Origin of the sequence: Maribacter stanieri, from assembly GCF_900112245.1 — a bacterium.
GTDB classification, from domain to species: Bacteria; Bacteroidota; Bacteroidia; order Flavobacteriales; family Flavobacteriaceae; genus Maribacter; species Maribacter stanieri.
In genome coordinates, this window is sequence record NZ_FOYX01000002.1 from 240,890 (window position 1) to 260,757 (window position 19,868).

Sequence of the window (19,868 nt, forward strand, 5' to 3'; positions counted from 1 at the left end):
AAAATTGGAAATTAAATCTAAATTAAAATTTCTCTATAACCTCTTGACTAACTCCAGTATTTGAGAAACCACCATCATGAAACAAATTCTGCATGGTTACTTTTCTAGTTAAGTCAGAGAATAAAGTAACAGTATAATCAGCACAGTCCTGAGCCGTCGCATTACCTAATGGAGACATTTTCTCAGCATAGCTGATAAATCCGGCAAATCCTTTTACCCCTTGTCCTGCTGTAGTTGCGGTTGGAGATTGAGAAATTGTATTTATACGAACTTTCTTTTCTTTACCAAAGAAGTAACCAAAGCTACGTGCCACAGATTCCAAATATGCCTTATTATCTGCCATATCATTATAATCAGGGAAAGTTCTTTGTGCTGCCATATAGGTCAACGCAACAACACTACCCCACTCATTCATTGCATCTGCTTTGTAAAGTGATTGTAACACTTTATGAAAAGACAACGCAGAAACATCCCATCCTTTTGCTGTAAAATCATACTTCTCATCAGTATAAGCACGGCCTTTACGTACGTTTACAGACATACCTATAGAATGTAATACAAAATCAATTTTTCCTCCTAAAATTTCAACTGCCTTAGCAACCAAATTATCCAAGTCTTCTACACTTGTTGCATCTGCAGGAATAATTTCTGAACCTGTTTTCTTTGCTAACTCATCTATTTGACCCATTCTCATGGCAATTGGGGCGTTTGTCAAAACAAAAGTTCCACCTTCATCATGCACAGTTTGTGCAGTTTTCCATGCAATAGAATTTTCATCTAAAGCTCCAAAAATAATTCCCCTTTTACCTTTTAATAAGTTATATCCCATGATAGTTGATTCTATAGTTTGATTTAATATTCAAAGATATCTAAAATATGTTAAAACCGAATTGATGTAATACGGAAAAAAGCTAAATATAACGCTTGACCCGTTGCATATGTATAACTCACATTTAAATCGCAAAATTTAAAAAACTCATCTCAAAAAGTTTACACCTCCTGTGTAGAATTCAAAAGTTGTTTAGCATGTGCTAAAGCAGAATCAGATAAATCTTTACCACTAAGCATATGGGCAAGCTCCACTACTCTTTCATCTGTAGTCAATTGCTTCATATTTGTCATGGTACGCTCTTTACCTTCGGTTTTATATACTTTAAAATGATGATTTCCTTTTGATGCCACTTGTGGTAAGTGTGTTATAGAAAACACTTGTAAATCTCCACTCATATCTTTCATGATATCAGCCATTCTGTTTGATATCTCTCCAGATACACCTGTATCTATTTCATCGAACATGATGGTCGGTAATTTTTCATATTTAGCAAGTATTGCCTTTATTACCAACATTATTCTAGACAATTCTCCACCAGATGCAACCTTTTTTAATTCACCATAACTGCCACCTCTGTTAGCTGTAAAAAGAAAAGATAACTCATCTTTCCCTGTCGAAGTAAACGATTCCGAAGCACTTAGTTCTATTTCAAAAGAAGCACTTGGCATACCTAGCAAGCCCAAATCAGATTCCAACTTTTTCTTTAATTTAGGTGTAACAGCATTTCTTTTTTCACGTAGTACGATAGCCTGTACCTCTAAAGCAGATTCTATTTCTTGAATCTCCTTTGTTTTTGAGGCTATTTTCTGATCTAGATTAGCTGTTTCAAATACTTTATCGGCAAGCTCATTTTTAATGCTGATTAATTCTGAAACGTCACCAGCATTATGCTTCTTTAAAAGATTATAAAGTAATTGAAGTTTATTATTTACTTGCTCTAATTGATCAGGATTTGCCTCTACTCCTTCTTGCAAACGTTGTAATTCAGAACTAACATCATCCAACTCTATCAACACAGATTTTACACGTTCATAAAGATCCTTGTAATTGGTTCCAAAATCAACCAACTTAGAAAGTGATTGACGCATTTCTGTTACTAAAGGTAAAACACCAATTTGCTCATCATTGAACAATTGGTCTCCTTTTGACAATTGCTCCATAATCAACTCAACATTGTTCAGTTGCTCATATTCCTCTTCTAACTCTTCAATAACCCCTAACTTTAAAGGTGCTTTTTCCAGCTCTTCTAAAAGAAAAGAATTATAATCTTGCTCCTTATTTGCGGTAACCTGAACATCAACTAGATTTTGCAGCTCTTTTTCTGCTTTGCGATACGTTTTTAAACCTTTCCTATATTCCGATAATCGTTTTTGATTATTTGCCAATGCATCAACCAATTTCAATTGAAAGTCGTTCTCTGTAAGTTGCATGGTCTGATGCTGAGAATGGATATCAATAAGGTTCTCTCCTAAACTAGATAAAACCCCTAAAGTAACAGGTGTATCATTTACAAAAGCTCTGGATTTACCACTTGGTAATATTTCGCGCCTAATGACCGTACTTACATCATAATCTAGATCATTTTCCTCAAAGAAATTTTGGAGACCATATGTATCTAACTTAAAAGTTCCTTCTATAATACATTTCTGGTCCTTAACCCGCAACGATGTTAAGTCTGCACGTTTACCCAATACTAGAGATAAGCCACCGAGTAAAATAGATTTACCTGCACCTGTTTCACCTGTAATAACAGTAAAACCTTTATCGAAGTCTACTTCTAGACTGTCAATTAATGCGTAATTAGAAATGGAAAGGGTTGAAAGCACGCGTTAGAATTTTAGATTCACAAAGGTAATCTATAATTCAATGCTGTAAAATGGTTCAATATTTAATATCGTTCCAAGTTGTAGCGTAAAGAGGAGCAATTTTATTCAAGGTTTCCTTCAGTTTCACAATATCCACTTTTGGTCCGTCAGAAAAAATATTCTTAATCTCTTCAGATTTCGCATCAAAAAAAGTGGAAATAAGAAAAGCATTTGGCCTTCTATTGATCATAGTCTGAAATAAATTCATGGTACCAGCTATCACCTGTTTACCCGTGCTATTATTATCTGGAAGAATATCCAGACCTTTTCTATGGTAGTTATACATTGCAATACGGTATTCTCTATAGGTATTTGACAAAAGGTTATCTACCAATTCAAACCTACTTCTATTAGAATCTGCCGATTGACTCCACCCTGCAGAATTACTACCCTGAGCCTGGGTTACAATATTTTGGGCCTTTCTATAAAACTCTGTTCCGCCTTCTAAAGAAAAAGTATCAGCATCTAAGCCTAATATTACATATACATAGTAAGCCATAACGCTCACCAAATTAGACTCGAACTGATTTTCATTAAAAATTAATGGTTGAAATTCGATGTATTGAAAGTTGAATGCATTATCCTTATAATTAAAGACCGGAGATGAATAAGAAGTATTATAAACTGGTCTAGAAGATTGTATTTGAATATTACCACTGAACATATTGGATTCATACGATGTAATGGTGATGAACATTTGGGCATTTACCCTTTCATTCTCTTTATATACACGATTAGTCCATTTTGTCTTGTTTACAAAATCATTTAAAGATCGTTCTAAGGTCTTAAAGACCTGAAGTTCTCCTTGTGATAACTGATCTGAATTGACAGTAATTGTACAAGTTAATTCTTGAGCAATTGAAGCAAAACAAATAAAGGTAAATAGTAATAGAAAAATAGCCTTACGCATACCGTCTTTTAATAATTTCATTGAAGATATCCACGGCAACTTCCGCCTTGGTCTTTAGTTCAAACGTAGTTATGTTAGAATTGGTATCTATAAATGAAATTTTATTGGTAGCACCACCAAATCCTGCGCCTTTGTCTCGCATAGAATTCAAAACAATGGCATCTAAATTTTTACGCTTTAGCTTACCCTTTGCGTTTTCTACTTCATTTTCGGTCTCTAAGGCAAAACCAACTAAAAATTGTTGCTTTTTGTTATCTCCGAAAGTTTTCAAAATATCTTTATTCTTTACTAACTCAATCGTAAAATTTTCTTCAGATTTTTTGATTTTTTGCTCAGCTATTGTTTTTGGTCTGTAATCCGCTACCGCTGCGGCACAAATAACAATGTCAGAAGTATCATAATACATTTGAGCACTATGGTACATATCGTCTGCCGACACAACATGTACTACATGTATATTATCGTGAGTAACAGATAAATGGGTAGGCCCCGTTACCAAGTAAACTTCAGCACCTAAACTAGCAGCAGTATTTGCAAGCTCAAAACCCATTAGACCAGAAGAGTGATTTCCAATAAAACGAACTGGATCAATTGCTTCATAGGTTGGTCCTGCCGTTATCAGTACTTTCTTTCCGGAGAGTGGTAAACCTACCGACAATTGTTTTTTTATGAACTCAACAATATCTTCTGGCTCAGCCATTCTCCCTTCACCAACCAAACCACTGGCCAGTTCACCATTAGTCGCAGGTATAATAAAGTTTCCAAACGAAGCAAGCGCCTCTAGAGAGCTTTTGGTACTTGGATGCTTATACATATCCAAATCCATTGCCGGAGCAACAAATACAGGACATTTAGCAGACAGATAAGTTGCCATTAAAATATTATCACAGTTACCTGTTGTCATTTTAGACATGGTATTTGCCGTAGCCGGCGCAATTACCATCAAATCAGCCCAAAGCCCCATTTCTACATGATTGTTCCAATCTACCGTATTATCCTCTGTCTTGACAAAATCGAGTACCACAGGATTTTTCGCTAAGGTGGACAATGTAAGTGGAGAAACAAAAGAGCTGGCACTATCGGTAAGTATAATCTTAACGTTAGCGCCAGCTTTTATAAATAAACGAACTAAGAATGTTGTTTTATAAGCAGCAATTCCCCCGGTAATCCCTAAAAGAACATTTTTGCCGTTCAACATATGTCTTAAGCGTCTTTTTCTGTGTTTCTATGGTAGATTTTATCCATCAACCATTCTTCTACTGCCATTGCGTGTGGCTTAGGTAATTTTTCGTAAAACTTAGAAACCTCTATCTGTTCTTTATTTTCAAAAACTTCTTCTAAACTATCGCTATAAGTAGCAAACTCTTCTAATTTTTCTAAAAGCTCTTTCTTTATCTCAGAGTTGATCTGAACAGCACGCTTTGCAGCAATTGAAATAGCCTCATAAATATTCTCAGTAGGTGCGTCAAACTCATTACGGTCAATAGTTACCGTAGATACCGATGCTTTAGAGTTTTTTAAATCGTTCATATTCATAATTAAATTATTTATTTTGATTCAACGTTTTGCGCTTGCATACGTTGTAATTCTTTGTCAATTTTCTCAATTAAGTTAGTAGCCTCCTTATCAAACTTAGTTTCAGGAAACTGCTTTTTTAAAGCAACATGAGCAGCTTTAGCATTTTTTAAACGCTCTTCCTTTAATTGCTCAAAACTATTTACAGCCATATGTGTCAAAGCTTCAACTTTAATGAACATAGCTTCTTCTCTAAATGGTGATCCAGGATTATCTGAAACAAAATTATCACTTGCAGCTACCGCAGATTTAAGCATATCATAATTGAACTCACCCAATTTGTTGTATTGCTTTAATATCTCAAACGCTTTTTCTTCTTTTTTAGTAGTTAGCTCTTGAGCCATAGCATTTGCTTCTGCAAAATATTCAGATTCAGCATAGGTATTGATGAAATTCTGTAATTTCAACAATGCCTTATCCGTATCAGTTTGATCTAAGGAATACTCCGGAGATAATTTGTAATAACTCTTAGCTCCTAAAAAATTTGCTTCAACAGCTTTATCACTTTTAGGATATGATTTTACAAAACGTTCAAATTGGTAACCGGCCATATTATAATCGCCGCGTTGAAAATAGCTGTTGGACAAGAAAAACATAACACGCTCTCCTTGAGGCTTACCTACATATTTAGGTGCAATTTGCTCAAGCAATCTATTCGCTCTTCTAAAATCACCTTCTTCGTAGAAAGTTTCAGCCATATCATATTTAGCTTTTACATCATCATGCTTAAGTACTTTTTGGTACTCACTACAAGATTGTAAAGCAATGGCAATCAATAGTATTGGTAAAACTCTCCTCATTTTAAAAAACATTTTGCAAAATTAGTGATTATCAATGGATTTAAAAAACATTTTAAACCAATAAAAATACAGGCTTTATACCACAAGAATGTACTACCTAAAGAAGATTTAACGAATATTTATGCAGGTATGCGTATCATAGTTTCCATAAATGAAACAATTCTATGCTTTAAGGCATCGCTAGCTGTTATTAAAGGTAATCTTACAAAAGGTTTGGCAAGACCTAAATATTCAAATATAACTTTGATACCAGCTGGGTTTCCTTCTTCGAAAATCAACTTCATGCCTTCTTGCATCTTGTAATGATAACTATAAGCCAATTCGGTATTACCATCTAAACCTTCATGTACCATTTTAGAAAACTCTTCTGGCAACCCCTGTCCTATTACAGAAATAACACCATCTCCACCTGCTACTATGGTGGGTAAAGCAGTAATATCATCACCAGAAAGAACTAAGAATCCTGCTGGTCTTTTAGATATCAACTCTTGTACTTGTGTCATATCACCACAGGCTTCTTTAACAGCTACAATGTTTTCGAATTTCTTGGCTAAACGAACCACAGTTTCCGGTAGCATATTACTTCCCGTACGCCCTGGTACGTTATAAACTATTATAGGTAAAGGCGATACTTGCGCCAATGCTGCAAAATGTTGATAAATACCTTCTTGTGTTGGTCTATTATAATATGGAGAAACAGATAATATTGCATCATAAGCAGATAAATCTGCCGATTGTAATTCCTCTACTAAAGCCATAGTGTTATTACCACCTATACCGATTACTAAAGGTAATACACCTGCATTGGCTTCTTCAACCGTTCGCATTACCAATTGTTTTTCTGCTTTGGACAAGGTTACAGATTCTGCTGTAGTGCCCAACACCACCAAATAATCTATATGGCTTTCAATGTTAAAGGCTACAACTTTTTTAAGTGCCTCAACATCTACATGACCATCTTCTGTAAAAGGCGTAATTAACGCTACACCTGCACCCCTTAATTCTTTCATAATTAAATCTCTTTAAAAATGCCCAAGTACTTTTTCAATTCTTTTTTAAATATTTGAAAGTCCTTTAAGGGCGTATCTAACATTAAATCATTGTAAGTTGGACCAACTTTTTGAAAACCAACTTTTAAACGCGCCTTGGTCTTCATTGACATCAAATTCAATAATAGACTGTCTTCGTCATAATAATTTACTAAAAGGTCATATTCCCTACCCAAAAACTCATGGGCATAGCTATTTTCAATTTCACCGTTCCATCCTAAATCCTTATCTGAAAAAACTGGAGTGGCATAAGGCGAGTTTTTATCGTAAAAACGCTTATAACCAATAATTTTAACTGCGTTAGGATGCAGCGATAACTCTTCTTGAAACTGAAAAAACACTTCTGATTTCTCAAATTTATCTAAATCAACAATACAACCTACAGAACGTATACCTTTACTCTCACGTGCTACAGCAACTGGTGTTGCCACCAACTGTTTTAATATTTTACGGCCAGATTTCCGCTTAAACTTGTCCTTAATTCCTTTTAAAAACATGTATTTTTACATTTAGACAAATGTAAATAATATCCCTGCAACTCTATGGCGAAGTTAAAACACTTTGATATTTTAAAAATACAACATTATGTTATATTTATAACATTGGTTGGATTTGCATCATGCAAAAATACCCCTGAGCACCTTATTGAATTGACTGGCAAGCAGATAGCTATTGATAGTAATTATACATCAGTAGATAGTATTCAGAAATTTATTTTACCCTACCATGAACATGTAGAAACCATTTTAGATAGCACATTGGCATATGCCCCATATACTATTACTAAAACGGATGGTAAATTCAATACAACGGCAGGTAATTTAATGGCAGATATTGTGTTAAGTGAAGCTAACCCTGTATTTAAAAGCCGAACTGGTGAAAATATTGACATGGTTTTATTAAATCATGGTGGTATTAGATCAGTCATATCTAAAGGCAATGTTACTTCAAGAACCGCTTATGAGGTAATGCCTTTTGAAAACTCGGTGGTGGTGGTAGAACTTAAAGGGGAAGCATTATTAAAAATGGTTGACTATTTAATACAATCAAAAAGAGCACACCCAGTTGCTGGTATTCAACTAGTATTGAACAAAAACAATACTGTTAAAACATTTACAGTAGGCGGCAAGGCCATAGATAAAGACAAATCCTATTTTGTGGCTACATCAGATTATTTGGTTACCGGTGGCGATAATATGACTTTTTTTAAAGATGCACTATCTAAAACAGAAACAGATTATAAAATACGTAACGCCATGATAGATTTCTTTTCTAAAGTGGACACCATAGCACCAAAAGTAGATTTAAGATATTATCAATTACAGTAAAATGGAACGAAGAAAATTTATAAAAAATACTGCTGCATCCTCTAGTCTATTAACCCTTGGGGGTTTAAGTCTAAATTCATGCAACGTAACTACAAAAAAACATATTACCATTTTACATACTAATGACGTACACAGTCATGTAGATGCTTTCCCTAACGACCACGCAGATTTTCCAGGCATAGGAGGTTTGGCTCTTAGAGCTGGTTTGGTAGATAGTATCCGAAAAGAAAACCCACATACATTTCTTTTTGATGCCGGCGATATTTTTCAAGGTACCCCCTACTTCAACTTCTATGGTGGTGAGCTAGAATTTAAACTCATGAGCATGCTTAATTATGACGCCACTACTATTGGTAATCATGATTTTGACAATGGTATTGACGGACTCTTGGCGCAAATGCCCAATGCTAAATTTAATTTTATAAGTGCTAACTACGACTTTACAAATACGGTTTTAGACGGACTTACAGAGCCGTATAAAATTTATGAGAAAGACGGAATTAAAGTTGGTGTTTACGGATTAGGAATTCAATTAGCTGGTTTGGTTACAAAACAACTCTATAAAGAAACCGTATTTCTTGACCCGTATGAATTGGCAACGGATATGGAAACCAAACTCAAGGAAGAAGAAAAATGCGATTTGGTTATTTGTCTTTCCCACCTAGGGTATGAATATAACAGCGTACAAAAGCCAGATGATTTAAAACTAGCCAAAAGAACCAAATACACAGATTTAATTATTGGTGGTCACACGCATACTTTTTTAGATAAACCTAGCGTAGTTACCAACGCTGCAGAGCGCGAAATTCTTGTTAATCAAGTAGGATGTTTTGGAGTAAACTTGGGGCGTATAGATTTCTACTTTGATAATAAAAACACCAAGGTTAACGGATATACAATTAAAGTCTAAAAATTAGACCTCAATATGCTTTACTACAAACGTTGTTCTAGTGATAATCAAAATTTTCAGGAATTAGTAAAACTTCTTGATGCAGATTTAGCATTGCGAGACGGTGATGATAATGCTTTTTATGCGCAATTTAATGGCATTGTTGAGTTAAAAAATTGTGTTGTCTTTTATTCTGACGAAACCCCTGTTGCCTGCGGAGCTTTTAAAAGATTTAACGAGGACTCGGTTGAGATTAAACGTATGTATGTTCAACCAGATTATCGCGGAAAAGGAATTGCCTCAAAAGTATTATTGGTACTAGAAAAATGGGCAAAAGAATTGAATTACACCTACTCTGTCTTAGAAACCGGATTACGCCAGCCTGAAGCAATCGCACTCTATAAAAAGAATAATTACATCGTTACCGACAACTACCCACCTTATGAGAATATGGAGAATAGTGTTTGCTTTAAAAAGGTGTTATGATTTTAAGAGTTATGATTCCGTAGAAAGGTTAAAATTAAAACTGATTTTTATATCTTTTACCAAGTAAATAAACCAGAACATATAAATTATTGGATTTTAAATAGTGATTAATTTTTCACTTCTCCACTCATGTTTTGAATAGATTAAGCTGTATAAAAATGAATAATTACCTTGAAGATGAATTTGGACTAACCGTTATCGACAGTAAAAAACTTGATGGTTATGACAATGCTAATTTTTTGATCACCACATCAGAAAAGCAATACATCTTTAAAACGTATCCATATTCTGATTTTCTTTTTGATATTATAAAAGCTGAAAATGATACTCTTTTATTTCTTGCAGATAATTTTCACAGCAGTATTCCTAATCCAATAGCCTTTAAAAACAAAAAATTACAAAAGAAGATATCCTCTGAAAATCAGCTAAAGGTTTATAGACTACTTTCATTTTTAGAAGGTAATTTTCTAGGAGATTGTACACCTACAAGAGAAATATTTCAGTCTTTAGGTTGTTTTATTGCTGAACTAGATAAACAGCTTCAAGTTTATACTAATTACACTATACAGAGTCGGCAATGGGAATGGGACCTTCAATACTTCCATTTAAATAGAAAGTATATCAACGATATATCCAATTCAAAAAATAGAAATATTGTTCTGTACTTTTTCAACCAATTTGAAGAACATGTTAGACCACTATATCCTGAGCTAAGAAAACAAATTATTCATAATGACGCTAATGAGTGGAATATTCTAATTGAAAACAATAAAGTATCCGGTATTATAGATTTTGGTGATCTTGCCCACTCGTTCCTAGTTAATGAATTAGCTATCGTAATCACCTATTCGTGTTATGACAAGGATAATCCGTTAGAATGGGCAACAATTTTATTAAAAGCTTACCATGAAAAATTAGCACTTGAGGAGAAAGAAATTAAAATTTTATATTATCTCATTGCTGCACGGTTATGCACTAGTGTATGCAATTCTGCGCATGCAAAAAAAGTAAGTGCAGATAATACTTATGCATCCATTAGCGAACAATCTGCTTGGAAAATGCTATACACCTGGCTTACCATTAACCCTAGACATGCGGAGAATGAGTTTAGAAAGGCTGCGGGAATGTCCATTATTGAAAACAAATCACTTGAATACAGTATAAATAAAAGACATACCCATATTAGTTCTATTCTTTCCATGAGTTATAGAACACCTATACATATGGAAAAGGCTGCATTTCAATACATGTATGATACCTCAGGTAATACATTTATAGATGCCTACAATAATATACCACATGTTGGACATTGCCATCCTAAAGTTGTTAGGGCCGGACAATTACAAATGTCAAAACTTAATACCAATACGCGGTACCTATATGATGAATTAGCCGCATATGCCGAAAAATTACTAAGCTATTTTCCTTCATCTTTAAATAAAGTGTTCGTTGTAAATTCTGGTAGTGCAGCGAGTGATTTAGCAATTCGTTTAGCAAAAAGCCATACGGGATTTAAGCATATTATGGTAATGGAATCTGGGTACCATGGTAATACACAAACCTCCATAGATATAAGTGATTATAAGTTTAATAATGCTAAGGGTGAAGGGCAAAAAGAAAACATTATTAAAACCACATTACCAAACACATATTCAGGAAAGTACACAGCTGATATACCCAATGCAGGTACACTGTACGGAAAAGATGCTGTATTAGAAATTGAGACTTGCCAACATCCTATTTCTGCATTCATTACCGAACCTATAGTTGGTTGCGCAGGACAAATACCACTTGCCGACGGATATCTAAAAGAAGTATACCCAGCCATAAGAGCACAAGGTGGCGTTTGTATAAGTGATGAAGTACAAACAGGTTTTGGACGACTTGGAGACTATTTTTGGGGATATGAAGCACAAAACGTAATACCTGATATTGTTATATTAGGAAAACCCATAGCTAACGGACACCCAATGGGCGCTGTTGTTTGTACAGAAGAAATTGCAAAATCTTTTGAAAAGGGAGTTGAGTTTTTCAGTTCATTTGGTGGTAATCCTGTTTCTTGCACTATAGCTAGCGCTGTATTGGAAGTAATCGAAGAAGATAAATTGCAGAAGAATGCCAAAATGGTGGGCGATTATTATATGCTACTCCTAAAAGATTTGATGAAAAAATACAAATGCATTGGCGATGTTAGGGGATCAGGTCTTTTTATAGGTATAGAAATTGTAAAAGACAGTAAGACTTCACCACATACAGAACTGGCCAATCATATTAAAAATGAAATGAGGAATAGAAATATTCTAATTAGTACTGATGGTCGTTATGACAATGTTTTAAAAACAAAACCGCCATTATGTTTCAGTAAAGAAAATGCAGAAAAAGTAGTAGGTACAATTGATAATATATTAAGCTCATTCTATAACAACTAAGAACAACCTCAACCCCATACTTTAAACAAAACTTAGCCGTAATGTGATTTCACAAAAAACACTATTCCACACTTAGTATAATGTGTAATTTAGCTGTTATTAATTGATTAAAATACTAATTCCATAAGAAATGAAAATAATAGGCATAGGCAAGAATTATGTAGTTGACAAATCTGAAATAGACGACTTAAAGAATGATGTCCAGCTCATATTTACAAAACCAGATTCTTCTTTAGTAACAGACAGTAAAGATGTTGTATTTCCACCTATAACCAGTCAGTTAATTTATGAGGTAGAATTAGTAGTTAAAATTGGAAAGACTGCTAAAAATGTTAGTATAGCCGACGCAAACTCATACATCTCTGAAATAGGAATTGGTATTGATTATACTGCTAAAGATGTTCTTACCGCTAATAGGGACAAAAAAGGACCTTGGGCACTGGCAAAAGGTTTTGACGGTGCATCTCCAATTTCTGGTTTTAAACCTGTTTCTGAATATCCAGAGTTAGACAATATTAATTTTGATTTAGTCATTAATGGCGAAAAGAAACAAGTAGGTAATACTGGTTATATCATTTATAATTTTGCTGAAATCATCAGCTTTGTTTCTTCTTTTATGACATTGAATCCTGGTGACATAATTTTTACCGGTACACCGGCAATAGGTGCAGGTGAAACATTTAAAGGCGATCATTTACAAGCTTCTATTGAAGGAGAATTGTTGCTTGATTTTAAGATGATTTAATACATACAGTATTTTTTATATTTTAAACCGGAATTCTTAATGGAGTCCGGTTTTTTAGTTTCTCCTTTTTTCCATTTAAAATAGACAGCAATAAAAATTGCACGACAACAAATCTTTGCTATTTCTTGTAGGTTATTATTAAACTTCTTTCATTGAACTTATATTTTAAACTCTTAGTTCAACTAAAACAGCTACATTTCATGTAATATAAATTGTACATTAGCATTGTTTTAAAGTGAAGAATTAAAAATTTTAAATGAGTGTTGTTTTCCTGTTAGTAGCAATCTTTGGTTTTATTTTGACAGCCTTATTGCTTCTTAAGAAAAATGTAAACAAATTACCTCAGCGATTTCTTGCCTTATTTTACTTTATATATTCCGTTTATTCATTTCAAACTTATATAATCACTGAAGGTCTTCTTGAACATTTTAAGTGGTTCTATTTTTGGCCACTTCTACTATATAGCATAATTACCGTACCGGTTTATTTTTACTTTAAAACTATTATGGAGGATACGTTTAGGTGGAAATGGCAATACATTTTTCTATTTATCCCATTTATACTAAGTTTAATTGATGTGGCTATTGTTTTTTCCAAACCTGCAGATTATTACAGTCAGATAGTTGTTAATGCAATCACCTTCCCTACAGATAGGTTTAGTGCCCAATACGGTCTGCTTAGTTTAAATGAGCATTATAGCTTAAGACACTTATGGCAATTGTTATACCTACTTTCTTTAGTTCCGCTACTGAAGCGTTTTTTAGCTATAAACCCAAATGACAAACTGAAAATAATTCTTAATAGATGGCTGCTGTTATTTTACACCGCATTAACTCTTATGGCATTTATCACCTTATTTTTTGGGGTAGAACGTCTCTTAGGTATCAATACATTAAATGTATCTAATACAAGTTTATATACGCTACATTTGGTTTTATTACTTGTCTTACTAATTATTAGTATAGCTCCCTTATATTTCCCTTCTATCTTATACGGGTTTCCTAAGAATCAATTATTGGTTTCATCATCTATTTCAAAAAGTACTTCTTCAGAAGAGCAGATATACGGATTAGATAATAAAGAGCTAAACAAATCATTGTTAGCTATTGAACAAAAAGATGAATTTCTAAAGCAAGGTTTTAATTTAAAAGCGTGTGCCCAACTATTACATGTGCCTCCCTATCATGCTGCTTATTTTTTCTATCAAACAAAAGGTATCAGTTTTACAGCTTACAGAAACAAGATTAGAGTAGAAAAAGCAAGGCAGCTAATTGATTCGGGATTTCTAGAATCGAACGACCTAAATGTTCTTATATCTTCATGCGGATTCAATAATAAAAGTGATTTCGAAAAGACTTTTGAAAAATTGACAACTACCAGTTATAATAATTACCAACTAAAATAATGTAAAGACTAGGTTTTATTTTTTATCATATATTCCACAATTACCTTAAGCTCTTCGCCTAAGGTAATTGTTGTATATTCTTTTTTCGCCAACCTGTACCAATATCCTGCATTAAACCGATCACCTTCTTTACGGTGCAAATATGCATGTATCCAACTACCTAAAGTGTTGTGCATATCTTGGGCTATATTATGCGAAGCTTCCCAATCTCCCTTAGCATCATACCAAGCCGATTTTAGTCCGTCTGACCATTTTTTTGGCACATGAGACAACTCTAAGCTCTTTTCAAATTCAAGATAGGTCTTTGGTATCATTTTACTACACGTTTTATGAGCTTCTCTACAGTTAAACCTTGTCCGATAATAGAGAATACCACTACTATGTATGTAATCACTAAAAATGCATCTCTATGCATTTCATCAGATAAGCCTAATGCCAATGCTATGGATATACCACCACGCAATCCGCCCCAAGTCATTACCAAATTAGTTTTCGGTATAAAATCTAGCTTCTTCTCAAAGAACTTAATAGGAATTAATAGCGATAAGTATCGACAAATCAATACTAACGGAATCGCTAACAATCCAGCTACTACGTATTCTATTTTAAAGGATAATACTAACATTTCCATTCCTATTAAAACAAACAGAAGGGTGTTTAAAAGAATATCTAACAGCTCCCAAAATTTATCTACATAGGTCTCCGTAGTTGCTGACATTGCTGAATTTCGTACGGTGTCATTACCAACTACCAAACCTGCAGCAACCATAGCTAGTGGAGCAGATAAATGGAATTTCTGAGCAATCAATGTACCTACCATTACAGTTGCCAAGGTTATAATAACTTCTATGTCATAATCATCAATAGATTTCATAAGTTTCCATGTTCCCCAACCTAATGCCAGACCCAGTGCCAACCCACCAATTACTTCAACTCCAAAAAGTTCTAATATATCTAACGGACTAACTGCCACCTCTGTTGCCGAAGCCAATTGAAATATCGTTAAAAATACAACTACCCCTACTCCGTCATTAAACAATGATTCTCCTACGATTTTTGTTTCTAATTGCTTTGGTGCTCCTGCCTTTTTCAATATTCCTAAAACTGCTATTGGATCAGTAGGCGATATTAGCGACCCGAACAATAGACAATAAATAAAAGAGATATTCATGCCTAATAACTGTAGTAAATAATACATACTTGTACCTACTAGAAAAGTTGACACTAGAACACCCAAAGTAGAGAATACTAGTATAGGCCAACGTTGTACTTTTAATTGTTCAAAATTAGTATGAAGTGCACCTGCGAATAACAAAAAACTCAACATAATATCAAGTAATACAGATTTGAAATCTATCTGTGTAATTATGTATCGCTCAGCATTTATCAAAGTATCATCGATATACCCGATACCAAAGACAACTAGGGTAAATACAATCGTAATCAACATTAAACCAATACTATTTGGCAGTTTTAAAAATCTGGCATTTATATAGCCAAAGATTGCTGATAGAAATACTAATACTGAAATTATTGTAAAAATGTCCATAGTAATTTATGCTATCATATTTATAAAATCTTGTTCACTAATAATAGGAATTTCTAGCTTTTCGGCTTTTGTACGTTTACTAGGCCCCATTTTATCCCCAGCTACTAAATAACTGGTTTTAGATGATATAGAAGTACCTACTTTACCACCATTATCTTCTATTTTCTTTTTAAGCTCGTCTCTACTTAGAATTTCAAAAACTCCAGAAACCACGAAAGTATTCCCTGCTAACTTATTGGTCTGATTCTCTAACTTCTCTGCAGAAATAGCTAATTGCACACCGTAGCTTCGTAAGCGCTCTATTGCATCAATATTCTTCTCGTTCGCAAAAAAGTCAATAACACTCTGCGCTATACGCTCTCCTATTTCATCAACCGATGTCAAGTGCTCTAGGGTAGCTTCTTTCAAGGCATCTATATTCTTATAAGCTTTTGCCAATTTCTTTGCTACCGTCTCCCCTACAAAACGAATACCTAAAGCAAATAGTACTCGCTCGAAAGGAACTTGCACAGATTCTGATACGCCTTTTACCAGATTCTCTGCGGACTTCTCAGCCATTCTCTCCAAGGGCAACACATCTTCTTTGGTAAGTTTATACAAATCCGCATAATCGTCTATTAAACCTTCTTTAAACAATAATTCTACGGTCTCACCACCTAAGCCTTCAATATCCATTGCCTTTCTTGAAATGAAATGCTGAATACGCCCTGTTATCTGTGGCGGACAGCCGTATTCATTAGGACAGTAATGTTTAGCATCACCTTCTGTTCTAGTAAGCTCTGTGCCACATTCTGGACACTGATGTATATATTCTGTGGGTTTAGAGTCTAAAGGTCTTTTGGTTAAATCAACCGCTATGATTTTGGGGATGATTTCTCCTCCTTTTTCTACGAACACAGTATCACCAACTCGTATATCTAATTTTGCTATTTGATCAGCATTGTGTAAAGATGCTCTTTTAACCGTAGTACCTGCCAATAAAACCGGTTCTAAATTGGCAACGGGAGTTATAGCTCCTGTACGACCTACTTGATACGTAATTTCATTTAAAACTGTAAATACCTGCTCTGCCTTAAACTTATACGCCATTGCCCAACGTGGAGCTTTAGCCGTATAACCTAATTCATCTTGATTCTGAAGACTATTTACTTTAATCACCACTCCATCTGTTTCATAAGGCAACTCATGTCGTTTTACATCCCACTCCTCTACAAATGCCATAACTTCATCTGTAGTTTGGCAAAGTTTTGCCACTGTTGGTACTTTAAAGCCCCATTCACGGGCTTTCTCTAACATATGAAACTGAGAGTCTATATTTAGATTTCTGCCAACAATGCTATACAACAAACACTCTAACGGTCTTTGCGCTACTGCGCTACTATCTTGAAGCTTTAAACTACCCGAAGCTGTATTTCTAGGGTTCATGTATGGGTCTTCACCATTTGCCACTCGTTCTTCATTCATTTTCATGAATCCCTCGAACGGTAATACAATCTCTCCTCGTATATCAAACTTCTCCGGGTAATCTCCCTTTAGTTGTAATGGAACCGATTTAATGGTTTTGATATTATTAGTAACATCATCGCCTTGAATTCCGTCTCCACGGGTAACTGCTTTTACCAGCTTCCCTTTTTCATAGGTTATACTGATAGATGCACCATCGTACTTTAATTCGCACGTAAATGCAACGGGCACATCACCTAGGTTACGCTGAATACGTTTCTCCCAATCTTCTAAATCTTCTTTGGAATATGAGTTGTCTAAAGAATACATTCTATGTTCATGAACTACGGTTGCAAAATTCTTGGTGATCATACCACCAACACGAAGCGAAGGGGAACTTGCATCATAGAATTCTGGATGCTTTGCCTCCAGCTCTTGCAATTCTTTCAATTTCATATCGAACTCATAATCAGAAATGGTCGGATTATCCAACACATAGTAATTATGATTATGCTCTCGTAACTCTTTTCTTAGTGCTTCTATTTTTGCCTTCATATTCCTTAAAGCTGCTCTTTATTAATCCATTTTGGTGTTGGTAACGGAGTGTAATTTTCCATTTTCTTTAGTAATGAATCTATATCATCATCTACCAAAATAGTATTTATATGTTCCTGTTTTACAAACCCTTCGTTGACCATATCATGCATCATCTTTAGAAGAGAATCATAAAAGCCGTTTGTATTTAATATTCCTATCGGATATTGATGTAGTCCCAATTGTGACCAGGTCAACATTTCAAAAAATTCTTCTAGAGTTCCAAATCCGCCAGGAAGCATTAGTATGCCGTCGGATAAATCATGCATTTTCAGCTTACGTTCATGCATATTTTGGGTAACTATTAATTCAGTCAACCCCTCATGAACGACTTCTTTCTTTTTCAAGAATACAGGAATGACACCTACTACCTTTCCGCCATTGTCAAGAACTCCTTCAGCTACTTTACCCATGATGCCAATTTTGGCTCCACCATACACCAACTGAATAGTTTTCTTTGCGAAAGTCTCTCCCAATTCATATGCTTTCGATCCATACACAGGATCGACGCCTTCACTACTACCGCAAAATACTACTATACTTTTCATTTTCTTATTCCTTTTATCATGCGGTCATTGCCAAACATATCTTTTCGCAACTCAATAGTCTTAAAATTAGACTTCTCTAATAATTGTTTAGTTTCTTCTCCTAAATACTGATTGATCTCTAAATACAAACAACCATTTTCATTTAAATGATTAGCTGCAAAATTAACCACTGCGCTATAAAACTTTAACGGGTCTTCGTCCGGTACAAAAAGTGCTAAACTAGGCTCATGGTCTATAACATTATTTTGCATTTCTGCTTTTTCTAATTCTCGTACATATGGCGGATTAGAAATAATAATATCAAATTTTTCATCTAACTCTTTTGCTGAGGTTTCCATATCCAAAGACAATATATCTGCTTCGTAAAATTTCACATCTGAATTCAGCAAAGCGTTATTTTCCTCAGCTACTTTTAAAGCATCCTTTGAAATATCTAACCCGAATACTTTTGCATCCGTCAGGTTTTTATCCAAAGAAATAGGAATACAACCACTACCTGTACCCATATCTAAAATGGTCAATGTTCTTTTTAAATTTTCTGCATCTTTTAAAATCCAACGGACTAATTCTTCAGTTTCTGGTCTCGGTATTAATACATGCTCATTGACCTTAAAATCTAGGTCCATAAAATATGCTGTACCAATAATATGTTGAATAGGCTTCTCTAGTTTTAATTCTGATAAGGCTTGGAATATAATAGTCTCCTGCTCTATATCAATTACTAGCTCTGGCTGAATTGCCAAAATAAAACGTTCTAAATCAAAATAATGTTCAATGAGTAAATAGAAAAAACTATTCACTTCTTCTTTACCGTAGATGACATCTAATTCTGAATGATATATATTTTTGATTTCTCTTAAAAGCACAGTTAAAATGTTTTAAGCATAAAAACAGGACAAGAATAATGACCTGTATCTCCCATTCTGGCATCAATATATTCAAATCCCATTTTCTTATATAATTTTTGAGCAGCCTCCATATTTGGCATGGTCTCTAAATAACAGGCATCAAAACCATATTCTTTGGCACGTTCTAAACATACCGTTATCATTTTGTGACCTACACCTTTACCTCTCGCCTCTTCTAAAAAGTACATTTTCTGAAGCTCACTCACATTACCTTCATAATTATCTAACTGCGCAAAACCTGCACAACCTAAAATAGAACCATTAGCCTCTGCAACAAAATAAGTTGCCTTAGGTTTCTCATAATGCTCAAACATTTGATCTAATGAGGGATCTTCATAAGCCGTACCTACTTTTGGCACACCTAAGTCTGCCAACACTTGCCGTATAACTTTGGCTACTTGTGGGTTATCTTCCTTTCTAATTTCGCGGATCACGACATTTTCCATATCAATAATGCAATAGGTTTTAAAGTACTATTTTTGAGGTGTGAAGATACGTGATATGCGTATAATG

At 34.4% G+C, this 19,868-nt stretch carries 20 protein-coding genes; 6 read left to right on the forward strand and 14 right to left on the reverse strand.

The window, feature by feature from the left end; all coding sequences use genetic code 11:
* Positions 1-22: 22 nt before the first annotated feature.
* The 8 genes from BM296_RS11490 to BM296_RS11525 form a co-directional block, all read right to left on the reverse strand.
* On the reverse strand, positions 23-829 hold the full coding sequence (locus BM296_RS11490; protein ID WP_091903174.1) for an enoyl-ACP reductase FabI: 807 nt from the start codon (positions 827-829) through the stop codon (positions 23-25).
* 161 nt (positions 830-990) lie between these two features.
* Complete coding sequence (recN, locus tag BM296_RS11495) at positions 991-2,658, reverse strand: DNA repair protein RecN (protein ID WP_091903175.1); 1,668 nt, start codon at positions 2,656-2,658, stop codon at positions 991-993.
* A gap of 55 nt (positions 2,659-2,713) precedes the next feature.
* A complete protein-coding gene (porD, locus tag BM296_RS11500) occupies positions 2,714-3,607 on the reverse strand; it encodes a type IX secretion system protein PorD (protein ID WP_091903783.1) in 894 nt (297 codons plus the stop codon).
* A complete protein-coding gene (gene coaBC / locus BM296_RS11505) occupies positions 3,600-4,805 on the reverse strand; it encodes a bifunctional phosphopantothenoylcysteine decarboxylase/phosphopantothenate--cysteine ligase CoaBC (protein ID WP_091903176.1) in 1,206 nt (401 codons plus the stop codon). Before coaBC ends, porD begins: the two co-directional genes overlap by 8 nt.
* A gap of 5 nt (positions 4,806-4,810) precedes the next feature.
* Positions 4,811-5,137 carry a DNA-directed RNA polymerase subunit omega gene (locus tag BM296_RS11510; protein WP_027067253.1) on the reverse strand — a complete coding sequence of 109 codons (327 nt, stop codon included), beginning with the start codon at positions 5,135-5,137 and terminating at the stop codon, positions 4,811-4,813.
* A 17-nt stretch (positions 5,138-5,154) separates the two neighbouring features.
* Positions 5,155-5,982 (reverse strand): outer membrane protein assembly factor BamD, encoded by an 828-nt coding sequence (locus BM296_RS11515; protein ID WP_027067254.1) that lies wholly within the window; start codon positions 5,980-5,982, stop codon positions 5,155-5,157.
* Positions 5,983-6,101: 119 nt separating this feature from the next.
* Positions 6,102-6,992: a 4-hydroxy-tetrahydrodipicolinate synthase gene (gene dapA / locus BM296_RS11520; protein WP_027067255.1), complete on the reverse strand. Its 891-nt coding sequence runs from the start codon at positions 6,990-6,992 to the stop codon at positions 6,102-6,104.
* A 2-nt stretch (positions 6,993-6,994) separates the two neighbouring features.
* Positions 6,995-7,528, reverse strand: coding sequence for a DUF6913 domain-containing protein (locus BM296_RS11525; RefSeq protein WP_027067256.1), 534 nt, complete (start codon positions 7,526-7,528; stop codon positions 6,995-6,997).
* Between the two features lie 45 nt (positions 7,529-7,573).
* Between BM296_RS11525 and BM296_RS11530 the strand changes: the two genes are divergently transcribed.
* The 6 genes from BM296_RS11530 to BM296_RS11555 all read left to right on the forward strand — a co-directional run bounded on the left by BM296_RS11530 (position 7,574) and on the right by BM296_RS11555 (position 14,313).
* Positions 7,574-8,359: a 5'-nucleotidase C-terminal domain-containing protein gene (locus tag BM296_RS11530; RefSeq protein WP_091903177.1), complete on the forward strand. Its 786-nt coding sequence runs from the start codon at positions 7,574-7,576 to the stop codon at positions 8,357-8,359.
* A 1-nt stretch (position 8,360) separates the two neighbouring features.
* A complete protein-coding gene (locus BM296_RS11535; protein ID WP_091903178.1) occupies positions 8,361-9,269 on the forward strand; it encodes a bifunctional metallophosphatase/5'-nucleotidase in 909 nt (302 codons plus the stop codon).
* A gap of 15 nt (positions 9,270-9,284) precedes the next feature.
* Positions 9,285-9,734, forward strand: coding sequence for a GNAT family N-acetyltransferase (locus BM296_RS11540; protein ID WP_091903179.1), 450 nt, complete (start codon positions 9,285-9,287; stop codon positions 9,732-9,734).
* Positions 9,735-9,892: 158 nt separating this feature from the next.
* Positions 9,893-12,163: an aminotransferase class III-fold pyridoxal phosphate-dependent enzyme gene (locus BM296_RS11545; RefSeq protein ID WP_091903180.1), complete on the forward strand. Its 2,271-nt coding sequence runs from the start codon at positions 9,893-9,895 to the stop codon at positions 12,161-12,163.
* Between the two features lie 130 nt (positions 12,164-12,293).
* Positions 12,294-12,908 (forward strand): fumarylacetoacetate hydrolase family protein, encoded by a 615-nt coding sequence (locus tag BM296_RS11550; RefSeq protein ID WP_091903181.1) that lies wholly within the window; start codon positions 12,294-12,296, stop codon positions 12,906-12,908.
* A 505-nt stretch (positions 12,909-13,413) separates the two neighbouring features.
* Complete coding sequence (locus BM296_RS11555; protein WP_218157886.1) at positions 13,414-14,313, forward strand: helix-turn-helix domain-containing protein; 900 nt, start codon at positions 13,414-13,416, stop codon at positions 14,311-14,313.
* Between the two features lie 8 nt (positions 14,314-14,321).
* On the opposite strand, the gene BM296_RS11560 is transcribed toward BM296_RS11555, so the two are convergent.
* From BM296_RS11560 to BM296_RS11585, 6 genes are read right to left on the reverse strand one after another with little or no spacing between them, the layout of a single operon-like run.
* Entirely contained in the window at positions 14,322-14,627 is a 306-nt protein-coding gene (locus BM296_RS11560) for a hypothetical protein (protein ID WP_091903183.1), read from the reverse strand.
* Complete coding sequence (locus BM296_RS11565; RefSeq protein WP_091903184.1) at positions 14,624-15,862, reverse strand: cation:proton antiporter; 1,239 nt, start codon at positions 15,860-15,862, stop codon at positions 14,624-14,626. Before BM296_RS11565 ends, BM296_RS11560 begins: the two co-directional genes overlap by 4 nt.
* Positions 15,863-15,868: 6 nt before the next feature.
* The gene (ligA, locus tag BM296_RS11570; protein WP_091903185.1) at positions 15,869-17,860 is read right to left on the reverse strand and encodes an NAD-dependent DNA ligase LigA; all 1,992 of its coding nucleotides are present in this window, start codon (positions 17,858-17,860) and stop codon (positions 15,869-15,871) included.
* Between the two features lie 5 nt (positions 17,861-17,865).
* The gene (locus BM296_RS11575) at positions 17,866-18,447 is read right to left on the reverse strand and encodes an LOG family protein (RefSeq protein ID WP_091903186.1); all 582 of its coding nucleotides are present in this window, start codon (positions 18,445-18,447) and stop codon (positions 17,866-17,868) included.
* Complete coding sequence (gene prmC / locus BM296_RS11580; RefSeq protein ID WP_091903187.1) at positions 18,444-19,313, reverse strand: peptide chain release factor N(5)-glutamine methyltransferase; 870 nt, start codon at positions 19,311-19,313, stop codon at positions 18,444-18,446. Before prmC ends, BM296_RS11575 begins: the two co-directional genes overlap by 4 nt.
* 2 nt (positions 19,314-19,315) lie before the next feature.
* On the reverse strand, positions 19,316-19,801 hold the full coding sequence (locus BM296_RS11585; protein WP_091903188.1) for a GNAT family N-acetyltransferase: 486 nt from the start codon (positions 19,799-19,801) through the stop codon (positions 19,316-19,318).
* Positions 19,802-19,868 lie beyond the last annotated feature (67 nt).

Coding starts and splice junctions, on each gene's coding strand:
- BM296_RS11490 (WP_091903174.1), bottom strand. CDS start 829: ATGGGATATAACTTATTAAAAGGTAAAAGGGGAATTATTTTTGGAGCT.
- porD (WP_091903783.1), bottom strand. CDS start 3,607: ATGCGTAAGGCTATTTTTCTATTACTATTTACCTTTATTTGTTTTGCT.
- coaBC (WP_091903176.1), bottom strand. CDS start 4,805: ATGTTGAACGGCAAAAATGTTCTTTTAGGGATTACCGGGGGAATTGCT.
- BM296_RS11510 (WP_027067253.1), bottom strand. CDS start 5,137: ATGAACGATTTAAAAAACTCTAAAGCATCGGTATCTACGGTAACTATT.
- BM296_RS11515 (WP_027067254.1), bottom strand. CDS start 5,982: ATGAGGAGAGTTTTACCAATACTATTGATTGCCATTGCTTTACAATCT.
- dapA (WP_027067255.1), bottom strand. CDS start 6,992: ATGAAAGAATTAAGGGGTGCAGGTGTAGCGTTAATTACGCCTTTTACA.
- BM296_RS11525 (WP_027067256.1), bottom strand. CDS start 7,528: ATGTTTTTAAAAGGAATTAAGGACAAGTTTAAGCGGAAATCTGGCCGT.
- BM296_RS11530 (WP_091903177.1), top strand. CDS start 7,574: ATGGCGAAGTTAAAACACTTTGATATTTTAAAAATACAACATTATGTT.
- BM296_RS11535 (WP_091903178.1), top strand. CDS start 8,361: ATGGAACGAAGAAAATTTATAAAAAATACTGCTGCATCCTCTAGTCTA.
- BM296_RS11540 (WP_091903179.1), top strand. CDS start 9,285: ATGCTTTACTACAAACGTTGTTCTAGTGATAATCAAAATTTTCAGGAA.
- BM296_RS11545 (WP_091903180.1), top strand. CDS start 9,893: ATGAATAATTACCTTGAAGATGAATTTGGACTAACCGTTATCGACAGT.
- BM296_RS11550 (WP_091903181.1), top strand. CDS start 12,294: ATGAAAATAATAGGCATAGGCAAGAATTATGTAGTTGACAAATCTGAA.
- BM296_RS11555 (WP_218157886.1), top strand. CDS start 13,414: ATGGAGGATACGTTTAGGTGGAAATGGCAATACATTTTTCTATTTATC.
- BM296_RS11560 (WP_091903183.1), bottom strand. CDS start 14,627: ATGATACCAAAGACCTATCTTGAATTTGAAAAGAGCTTAGAGTTGTCT.
- BM296_RS11565 (WP_091903184.1), bottom strand. CDS start 15,862: ATGGACATTTTTACAATAATTTCAGTATTAGTATTTCTATCAGCAATC.
- ligA (WP_091903185.1), bottom strand. CDS start 17,860: ATGAAGGCAAAAATAGAAGCACTAAGAAAAGAGTTACGAGAGCATAAT.
- BM296_RS11575 (WP_091903186.1), bottom strand. CDS start 18,447: ATGAAAAGTATAGTAGTATTTTGCGGTAGTAGTGAAGGCGTCGATCCT.
- BM296_RS11585 (WP_091903188.1), bottom strand. CDS start 19,801: ATGGAAAATGTCGTGATCCGCGAAATTAGAAAGGAAGATAACCCACAA.